The 9,199-nt window shown below is 58.4% G+C and carries 10 protein-coding genes and 1 tRNA gene; 4 read left to right on the forward strand and 7 right to left on the reverse strand.

Annotated elements, in window-relative coordinates:
- Positions 1–172: 172 nt before the first annotated feature.
- On the reverse strand, positions 173–499 hold the full coding sequence (locus H0V78_05490; protein ID MBA2351243.1) for a c-type cytochrome: 327 nt from the start codon (positions 497–499) through the stop codon (positions 173–175).
- A 31-nt stretch (positions 500–530) separates the two neighbouring features.
- The gene (locus H0V78_05495; GenBank protein ID MBA2351244.1) at positions 531–2,618 is read right to left on the reverse strand and encodes a thioredoxin domain-containing protein; all 2,088 of its coding nucleotides are present in this window, start codon (positions 2,616–2,618) and stop codon (positions 531–533) included.
- Positions 2,619–2,687: 69 nt separating this feature from the next.
- Between H0V78_05495 and H0V78_05500 the strand changes: the two genes are divergently transcribed.
- Together H0V78_05500 and H0V78_05505 are read left to right on the forward strand one after the other, a co-directional pair.
- Positions 2,688–2,930 (forward strand): type II toxin-antitoxin system Phd/YefM family antitoxin, encoded by a 243-nt coding sequence (locus H0V78_05500; GenBank protein MBA2351245.1) that lies wholly within the window; start codon positions 2,688–2,690, stop codon positions 2,928–2,930.
- A complete protein-coding gene (locus H0V78_05505; protein ID MBA2351246.1) occupies positions 2,927–3,175 on the forward strand; it encodes a Txe/YoeB family addiction module toxin in 249 nt (82 codons plus the stop codon). The genes H0V78_05500 and H0V78_05505 overlap by 4 nt, the downstream gene beginning before the upstream one ends.
- Before the next feature lie 45 nt (positions 3,176–3,220).
- Here the strand turns inward: H0V78_05505 and H0V78_05510 are convergent, their stop codons facing one another.
- The 5 genes from H0V78_05510 to ilvD form a co-directional block, all read right to left on the reverse strand.
- Complete coding sequence (locus H0V78_05510; GenBank protein MBA2351247.1) at positions 3,221–4,048, reverse strand: CAP domain-containing protein; 828 nt, start codon at positions 4,046–4,048, stop codon at positions 3,221–3,223.
- A gap of 94 nt (positions 4,049–4,142) precedes the next feature.
- Positions 4,143–4,649, reverse strand: coding sequence for a DUF1993 family protein (locus H0V78_05515; protein ID MBA2351248.1), 507 nt, complete (start codon positions 4,647–4,649; stop codon positions 4,143–4,145).
- A 152-nt stretch (positions 4,650–4,801) separates the two neighbouring features.
- A complete protein-coding gene (locus H0V78_05520; GenBank protein MBA2351249.1) occupies positions 4,802–5,461 on the reverse strand; it encodes a hypothetical protein in 660 nt (219 codons plus the stop codon).
- Between the two features lie 50 nt (positions 5,462–5,511).
- On the reverse strand, positions 5,512–5,898 hold the full coding sequence (locus H0V78_05525) for a hypothetical protein (protein MBA2351250.1): 387 nt from the start codon (positions 5,896–5,898) through the stop codon (positions 5,512–5,514).
- 35 nt (positions 5,899–5,933) lie between these two features.
- Positions 5,934–7,607 carry a dihydroxy-acid dehydratase gene (ilvD, locus tag H0V78_05530; protein ID MBA2351251.1) on the reverse strand — a complete coding sequence of 558 codons (1,674 nt, stop codon included), beginning with the start codon at positions 7,605–7,607 and terminating at the stop codon, positions 5,934–5,936.
- Positions 7,608–7,925: 318 nt separating this feature from the next.
- On the opposite strand from ilvD, the gene H0V78_05535 reads away from it, so the two are divergent.
- A complete protein-coding gene (locus tag H0V78_05535) occupies positions 7,926–8,744 on the forward strand; it encodes a prolipoprotein diacylglyceryl transferase (protein MBA2351252.1) in 819 nt (272 codons plus the stop codon).
- A gap of 258 nt (positions 8,745–9,002) precedes the next feature.
- Positions 9,003–9,078: transfer RNA gene (locus tag H0V78_05540), tRNA-Ala, on the forward strand.
- Positions 9,079–9,199 lie beyond the last annotated feature (121 nt).

The raw sequence follows: 9,199 nt of genomic DNA on the forward strand, positions 1-9,199 counted from the left end.
CGGTCGATTATCCGCATGCCTCCAAACCTTGTCAATTTAGGAGCGCAGTGGCTTGCTGCATATAACTAAAACCGGCAAACCCGTGTGTGGACAAGCAAAGAATGTCGCAAATCGTGTGCGCCAGAAAGCAAAAAGCCGGTGTCAAGACCGGCTTTTTGCGCGAACCATGGGCCTACATGGCAAGAACCCATTGCACCAAAGTTTTTGCTTCGTCGTCTTTTACGTTCGGATTCGGCGGCATCGGAATCTGGCCCCAGACACCGACGCCGCCTTTTTTGACCTTCTCGGTCAGTTTCGTCTCGGCAGCCTTATCGCCTTTGTATTTGGCGGCGACTTCCTTGAACGCCGGGCCGACGAGTTTTTTGTCGACGTCATGACAGGCCAGGCAGTTGTTCTTCTGCGCGAGCGCCTTTGCAGCTGCGTCGTCGGCGGCAAACGATGGCGCTGCCCATGCCAGCGAGGCGGCGGCGATCAAACTCATTACACTAAATTTGTTCATATGCGCTCTCCTTGAGTGACTCGGTGCGATTCTAGACGCCGTCGCTGTTTTTACAAACGTCGATCAGAGTTGCGAGATCGTCGATGGGCGGCAAACATGTAACGCCGTGGCAGACCCACGCGTTGACAGTTTCGCTGCCCGGCTTGTCGAGCGCCGCGGGAAGATTTTTCGCGCCGGCCGGAATGGCGAGCGTCACGGTATTCGGCAAATAATGCTCTTGTAGCGCGCGCTGCCACACCGCCAGATCGTCAGTCGATTGACCGCGCAGGATGACGATCCGCGGCGGCTCCAAAGCCTCTTCGAGCGCTATCGCAAGGCTGGTAAAGCCACCTGGCTGGCGCTGCATGGCCGGGTAAAAAAGTTGCAGCGCGCGCTCCGCGGCCTCGATATAGCGCGGCTCGCCTACCAGATGACCGAAGCGCGATAACGCGTAAGCGGCGATGCCGTTTCCCGAAGGCGTCGCGTTGTCGTGGCCGGGTTTCGGGCGATGGATCAGTTGTTCGTGATCGTGGCTGGTAAAGAAAAATCCGCCGTTTTCATTGTCTTCAAAGCGTTCGAGCAGCGCGTCGGCAAGTTCCTGCGCGAAATCCAGATCATCGCTGCGAAAACGCGCTTGCAGCAGTTCCAGCAGCGCATCGAGCAGGAATGCGTGGTCGTCGAGATAGGCGTTCAGGTGCGCACGGCCGGGCTGCGTCGAATCTCCCGAACGCCCAGGCACGCTTTTGTAGGTCGCGAGCAGCTTGCGGTCCCGCCACATGACGCCGCGCACGAAGCCTGCGGCGCGCTCTGCCGAAGCCAGCCAGTCAGCGCGTCCGAAAACCCGCGCGGCGCGCGCCATTCCTTTGATCATCAGAGCATTCCAGCTCGTCAGAATCTTTTCGTCGCGCCCCGGATGCACGCGTTTTTCGCGCTCGGCGAACAGCTTCGCTCGCGCCAAGGCGAGCAGATTTTCGCACTGCTCTAGCGGCTTGCCGGCTTTGGCGGCGGTCTCATCGAGGCCCTGCACCACGCGCAAGTGCCAATCCTTGCCTTCGAAATTGGCGGGCCGGTCGAGGCCGTAATGCGGCGCGGCAACGGCGTACTCATCCGCGGAAAGCAAGCCGCGAACCTCGTCCGTCGTCCATACGTAAAACTTGCCTTCCTCGTGCTCGGAATCGGCGTCTATCGTCGAGTAATAGCCACCCTCTGGCGATTGCATTTCGCGCAGCACCCATTGCGCCGTTCCCTCCACGACCTGGGCAAACAGCGGTTCTTTCACCGCCAGAAACGCGTCGGCATAAAGCCGCAATAGCGGCCCGTTGTCGTACAGCATTTTTTCGAAGTGCGGAATCATCCAGAAGCGATCGACGCTGTAGCGCGCAAAGCCGCCGCCGAGCTGATCGTAAATGCCGCCTTCGGCCATGCTGCCGAGGGTCGTGCGCACCATCGCCAGCGCATCGGCGTCTTTGTCAGCGGCGTAGCGGCGCAGGAGGAATTCGAGCTCGACCGGATGCGGAAACTTCGGCGCGTCGCCGAATCCACCGTGGCGGCTATCGAAACTCGCGCGCAACGCATCGAATGCTGCCGTGATCGGCGCATCGCTGAGCGCAATGTGTTGCCCGGCCGCTGCGGGTTGCGTGCGCCGCAGCGCATTTTTGAGCGAGGCATTCTGCTCGTCGATGTCGGCGCGCCGCTGCCGATAAGCGTCCGCGATCTGCGTCAGCACGTCCCTGAAACCGGTCAGGCCGTAGCGCGCCGTTTTCGGAAAATAAGTACCAGCGAAAAACGGCGTCTGATCATCAGGCATCAGGAACATCGTCAACGGCCAGCCGCCGTTGCGCTGGGTCAACATCGCGTGCGCGGTTTGATAAATCTGATCGAGGTCCGGACGCTCCTCGCGATCGACCTTGATATTGACGAACAGCTTGTTCATGACGCCGGCGATTTCCGCATCCTCGAACGATTCATGCGCCATGACATGACACCAGTGGCAAGCCGAGTAGCCGATCGAAAGCAGGATCGGCTTGTCGTCGCGCTTGGCGAGCGCGAGCGCTTCGTCGTTCCACGCGTGCCAATCGACTGGATTGCCGGCGTGCTGCTGCAGGTATGGACTGGTTTCGGAGGCGAGGCGATTGGGCATGAAGGCGAACTTGTTGAGTCGTACGTTATTTAGTACGATCAGAGCATCAAAGATTCCATGGGAGCCAGCATGTCTAATCTTACCGCCAGCGAAGCCCGAGCCAATCTTTATCGGCTGATCGATGAAACCGCAAGCAATCATGAGCCAGTGGTGATTGCCGGCAAGCGAAACTCGGCCGTGCTGATAGCCGAAGCAGACTGGCGCGCGATACAGGAAACACTGTACCTGCTGTCCATTCCCGGCATGCGCGAATCGATCCGCAAAGGACTGAAGACAACCCCGGACAAATGTCTGACGGGGCCGGGTTGGTGAAATGGCGCGTTGTATTTACCCGACAGGCGCAAAAGGACGCCAAAAAAATCGCCGCCGCCGGATTGCGCAACAGCGCCGAACAGCTTTTAGAGTTGCTGGGCAACAATCCGTTTCAAAACCCACCGGCTTTCGAAAAGCTCATCGGCGACCTTGCCGGCGCTTACTCTCGCCGCATCAACATTCAGCATCGTTTGGTTTATCAGGTTTTGAAGGAAGAAAAGACAGTGAAGATTATTCGAATGTGACACATTACGAATAGAGATCGGATAGCTGGCGTTCCGCGCCCCCCACTACAGCGGCCTGGCGAACACCTGCGTCCAGTAGATGCCGAGCTTGCTTGCGGATTCGCTGCGCACGCCGGCGCCCATCTCGGTTACTTTCGGGTTCATCACGTTGGCGCAGTGGCCCGGGCTTTTCAGCCAACCGGTGACGACTTCGCGCGCGTCCGCTTGCCCGGCCGCGATGTTTTCCGCAACGATGCGATAGCGGTAGCCGGCATGCTTGACGCGCTCGTCCGGCGTGCTGCCGTTTTCGGCCGTGTGGCTGAAATAGTTTTTGCTCGCCATATCGGCGCTGTGTTGCGTGGCGGCCGCCGCAAGCTGCGCGTTCCACGAGAGCGGTTGCGCTTTGGAGTAATCCGTTTTGCCGCAGCGGCGAGCCTGCCCGCGCGCCGAATTGGTTAACGCGAGTATTTTCTTCGCTGCCGCCGCGGCATCCGTCGGGCCGCTGCGCGGCGCGGCAAGCACGATGGACCACGAAGCACCGTTCTGGTAGATGCCGATATCCGTGTAGCTCGCGCGCGTCAACTGCCCGCAAAAGCGTTGCGCGAGCAGCTTCATCGTGAGAAGCGGGCTTTCGGTACCGGTTACGTTGAGCCACTGGGCATTGTTGGCGCTGTAGCCCTCGCGCTGCAGGTGCTTGCCGAGGGGCCCGTCATCGGCCGCCGTGCGCGCCGCCGCCGCCAACTTCGCATTCGCTCGTAATGCAGCAGCGGGCGCAACAGAGCGGCCCGCGCAACGCGTTCCCCCGGCGCGATATTGGTTGATCAGCTCCAGCAGCTCGTCATCCTGCGCCGCCTCAGCGTTCGAAAAAGCGCAGCCGGCAAGTGCAAAGAGCATCGCTGCAAAGTATGTTGCGTGAATCCGCTTCAATCGTTTTATCACTTCCGCAATTGCGACCGCCTTTGACCGGACCATGCAGTTCGATTGGAAATTAGATCTTGCCGATGAAATCGCGCTTGCCGATTTCCAATCCGTTGTGGCGAAGGATGTTGTAGGCCGTTGTCATATGGAAATAGAAATTCGGCAACGCGAAATCGAGCAGATACGGCAGGCCCTTGAACGACATCGGCTTGCCGGCGACGGTAATGTTGATTTCGCGTTCCTCCGACCCATCGATTTGCGCAGGCTCGAAGCTTCGCACGAACGCCAGCGTCTTTTTAATGCGCCCCTGGAATTCGGCGAAGCTCGCTTCATTGTCTTCGTACTTCGGCACTTCGATCCCGGCGAGACGAGCTGACGTTCCCTTCGCAAAATCGGTCGCGATCTGAATCTGCTTGGCAAGCGGCAGCATGTCGGGAAAGAGGCGCGCGTTCAGCAGCACGCCCGGATCGATCTTGCGCGCCTCGGCGTGGGTTGTCGCCTTATCGAGAAAAGCCGACAGATTGCCGAGCATGCGCACGAACACGGGAACGGAAGCCTGGTACATGGAGAGCGTCATGAAAATGTTCCTTGATGTTTGCGAAAGTTAGTGCAGCAATGCAAGCAGCCCCGGATGCAGCGCAACGAAATCCGGGAGGGCCGTTCGTTACGTCCCAATTCGCGATTCCCGCGGCAATACTGCGTCGGCCTCAGTGCGGTTGTTATGAATAACTATCTTTTCGCCAGCGGTCGCACGATTTCGAGTCTTATTCGGACGCTGGCAGCGTCGATTGTTCCTGCTCGAAAGTCTTCCCAGACGCTGCGTACTTGAGGCTTCATTGATTCTATACACATGCAACCACTTAGCGCAGAGTTCATCTTTTCCCACAATGGCTCTATGATCTGAGCGACTTTCTGTATGGCCTGCCCCTGCCACTCGGGGCTCTCTGTCGTTTGAATATGCGAACCGCTCCAGTGAAGATACGATGACAGAATCCCCCAAGACCTCATCAATTTCTTGATGTTCCATTTATTTACTCTTGGGATGCCGGAAGATAACGAGCCTATTATCTCGGTAAAGTCCTGCAATTTTTCGTGGTCCGGTACGATCTGCTCTAGCAACTTACTCAGCTTTCGTGGCTCCGAAAGCAACCTCTTGTAGTTTTCCTCGGTTAGGGCTGCGCCCGCAGTGATGATGATCTGCTCGAATACTAAGTGCTCGATAGCAAGGCGACCATCAATGGAGGCGTAGTGTAGCGCAGCGAACTGCCCCGTTCGTTTGACAAGGTCCAGCCACGACGCAGCCCGATATCCAAAACCTTTGGCATCATGGAAGATACCCTCAGTGATGATTTGTTCCGCCGTTCGCTGTTTATGGTCTGAAGCAGTCATGCATAACGCGCAAATTCAGCGGCGAGCAAAAGCAAGCTTTTGTGAGTCGGTCATTGGAGCGGCACCAAAACAAGCGTGCGAAGCGCCGAATCGCTTTGCCTAACCTGTCCCGCCCCCCATTCAACTAACCGGCCGTTTTTTAGGATCATCGCGTAGTCGGCTTTGCCGCGCACGTCCCAGCCGCTAATCACGCGATTTGTGTACTTCAACGCCTCGTATTCGCCGCTCCGCTGGAACCCGTCAGGCTTTCCCATAATGGCGATGACCTGTTCCTTGGACATGCCCTCTTCAAGGTTCTGCGCGAGTTCGCCACTAGCACAACCAACTATTAATAGCAGTACAGCGGACAATAGAAGTATTGTCAGTTTCATACTTTCTCCCAGGACTTCGAAGCTGTTTCCGCCGACCAACTTTCGGCCGTTGAGATAAAATTGCAAGTTACCTGTTGTAGTTGCCTCCAGCTTAGTTAAAGCTAATCCGTCACCGCTCCCAAACTCGCGCTCGACACCAGTTTCGAATATTTCGCCAGCACGCCGCGCGTGTAGCGCGTTTGCGGCGCTCGCCATTGCACTCGTCGCTGAGCCAACTCCTTGTCGCCGACATTCAGTTGCAGTAACCGTTTTTCCGCATCGATCATGATCGAATCGCCTTCGTGCACAAGCGCGATAGTGCCGCCGACCGCAGCCTCGGGCGACACGTGGCCGACGACCATGCCCCAGGTGCCGCCGGAGAAGCGGCCGTCGGTGATGAAGCCGACGTCGTTGCCTAAACCTTTGCCGATGATTGCCGAAGTCGGCGACAACATTTCGCGCATGCCGGGGCCGCCTTTCGGGCCTTCGTAGCGGATGACTAGCACGTCCCCGGCTTTGATGCGGTCGCTCATGATCGCGTCCATTGCGGCTTCCTCGGAATCGAATACGCGCGCCGGACCCGTGATCGAGGTTTTCTTGAGGCCGGTGATTTTGGCGACGCAGCCGTCAGGCGCGAGGTTGCCGCGCAGGATTGCAAGGTGGCCGTGCGCATACATCGGCGCATTCCAGGGCCGGATCACGTCCTGATGGCTGTCGGGCGCAACGGGAATATCGGCGAGATTTTCGGCGACGGTTTTTCCGGTAATGGTCATGCAATCGCCATGGATCAGACCCTGCTGCAGCAGCATCTTCATGACTTGCGGAACGCCGCCGGCACGATGCAAATCGGTCGCCACATAGCGCCCCGACGGTTTCAGATCGCACAACACCGGAACGCGGGCGCGGATGCGCTCGAAATCGTCGAGCGTCCATTCGACGCCGGCAGAGTGCGCGATCGCGAGCCAATGCAGCACCGCGTTGGTCGAGCCGCCGGTGGCCATCACAATCGTGATCGCGTTCTCGATCGCAGCAACCGTCAGGATTTGCCGCGGCAGAATTTGCTGCTTGATCGCATTCACGAGCACGCGCGCGGATTCGGCGGCGCTGTCGGCTTTCTCGGCATCTTCGTTGGCCATCGTCGATGACCCCGGCAAACTCAAACCGGCGGCCTCGATGCTGGTCGACATCGTGTTCGCCGTATACATGCCGCCGCACGAGCCCGAGCCTGGGCACGCGCGGCGTTCGATTTCCTTGAAATCGGTCCGGCTCAGCTTGCCGGCGTTGAATTCGCCGACCGCTTCGAACGCGCTGACGATGGTCAGGTCGCGACCAGCGTAATGGCCGGGTTTGATCGTGCCGCCGTAGACGAACACCGCCGGGATATTCATGCGCATCATCGCGATCATCGCGCCCGGCATATTCTTGTCGCAGCCGCCGACGATCAAGACGCCGTCCATCCATTCCGCCATCACCGCGGTTTCGATCGCATCGGCAATCACTTCGCGCGACACCAGCGAATATTTCATGCCTTCGGTGCCCATCGAAACCGCGTCCGAAACGGTGATGGTGCCGAACATCTGCGGCATGGCGCCCGCCGATTTCAGTTCCGCTTCGGCGCGCTGCGCGAGCACGTTCAAGCCCGAATTGCACGGCGTGATCGTGCTGTAACCGTTGGCGACGCCGACCATAGGCTTGTCGAAATCGCGATCCTGATAGCCCATCGCGTAAAACATGGCGCGGTTCGGTGAACGCTGGTCGCCGGCGGTTACGACGCGGCTGCGGCGGTTTTCTGCCATTGCTCCTCCTTGATGATGGTGGTTCGCAGTGATCCGAAGTTCGCCCGACGATGCCGCGAGACATTCGGCATCTGCAATAAACTGTGGTGCCCGCTAAACAGGTCTCGAATGCCCCGAATTATGCCTTCGACGGCAACCTAAATCGAAAAGCCGGTCTCTCGATGCGTTTAACGAGATTCTGCTTGCGCAGGAATGACGCTGCTCTACGAACGCGGTAGCGACGACAATCGTGGCCAGGAATTGCCAAATGGGTGCACTGTATGCGAGATGCTTTCAGCACGCGATAATAGCGGACATTTTAACCAAAGCTCCGCGCCCATGTTCGTTCATCCGCGATTCGATCCCGTAGCGATTCATCTGGGGCCTGTGCAGATTCACTGGTACGGGCTGATGTACCTGCTCGCTTTCACCTTTGTGCTGGTGCTCGGCCGCTACCGCATTCGTACTCAGCCGTGGACAGGCTGGAGTAAACGAGAACTCGACGACGCAATGTTCTACGGCGTGCTCGGCACGATACTGGGCGGCCGCATCGGTTACATTTTGTTCTACAAGTTTTTCGATTACCTGCACGCGCCGCTCGATATTTTCAAGATCTGGCAGGGCGGCATGTCGTTTCACGGCGGACTGCTCGGCGTGCTGATCGCAATGGCTTTATTCGCGCGTCATACGCGCAAACGCTGGCTTGCCGTGACCGATTTCATCGCGCCCCTGGTGCCGCTTGGGCTGGGCGCCGGGCGCATCGGCAACTTCATCAATGGCGAGCTTTGGGGCCGCGTTACCGATGTGCCGTGGGGCATGGTCTTCCAGTTCGCAGCCGCGGGCCCGGCGCCGCGCCATCCGTCGCAGCTTTACGAATTTTTTCTCGAAGGCCTCCTGCTGTTCGTTATTCTCTGGATGTTCTCGAAGAAGCCGCGGCCGCTCGGCGCGGTCTCCGCGGTGTTCCTGATTTGCTATGGCGTCTTCCGCTTTCTCGTCGAATACACGCGCGCGCCCGACGATTTCCTCGGGCTGCTCGGGCTGGGGCTGAGCATGGGTCAGTGGCTGAGCCTGCCGATGATCGTCATCGGCGTTTTCATGCTGCGCTGGGCTTACCGTTTAAGCAGCCAAGGCGCGCACGCCCAGGGAATCTCCGATTAAGTGTCTTTGCGAGGAACGCAGTGGTCCCCGCGCAGGCGGGGAAGCAATCCTGCTTTCCAGTAAGTGTCATTGCGAGGAAACAAAGTGACGAAGCAATCCTGCATTTAATCGAGAAAACGAGATTGCTTTCCCCTAGGCTAAACGCTGCCCGCAATGACACACGGTCATTCAGAAGTTTCCTGGCGCAGCGGAACTGCCGCGGCTGGGGTCTGCGGATTTACGCGGCCGCCGCTACTGTATTATGATGACCGCCCACGTGGGGTCGTAGCTCAGCTGGGAGAGCGTCGCGTTCGCAATGCGAAGGTCGGGAGTTCGATCCTCCTCGACTCCACCATCACTTCCAGCTTCGCGCTGGCTTTTTTCATGGCCCGAAGGTGCAGTACTGAGAGGCTTCGCGGCCTATGCCAATTTCACCGCATCCGTTCCGGTGCCGCAGGATACTGATTTTCGGTGCT

The sequence above is a fragment of the Burkholderiales bacterium genome, assembly GCA_013695435.1.
In the GTDB taxonomy this organism is placed as follows: domain Bacteria; phylum Pseudomonadota; class Gammaproteobacteria; order Burkholderiales; family JACMKV01; genus JACMKV01.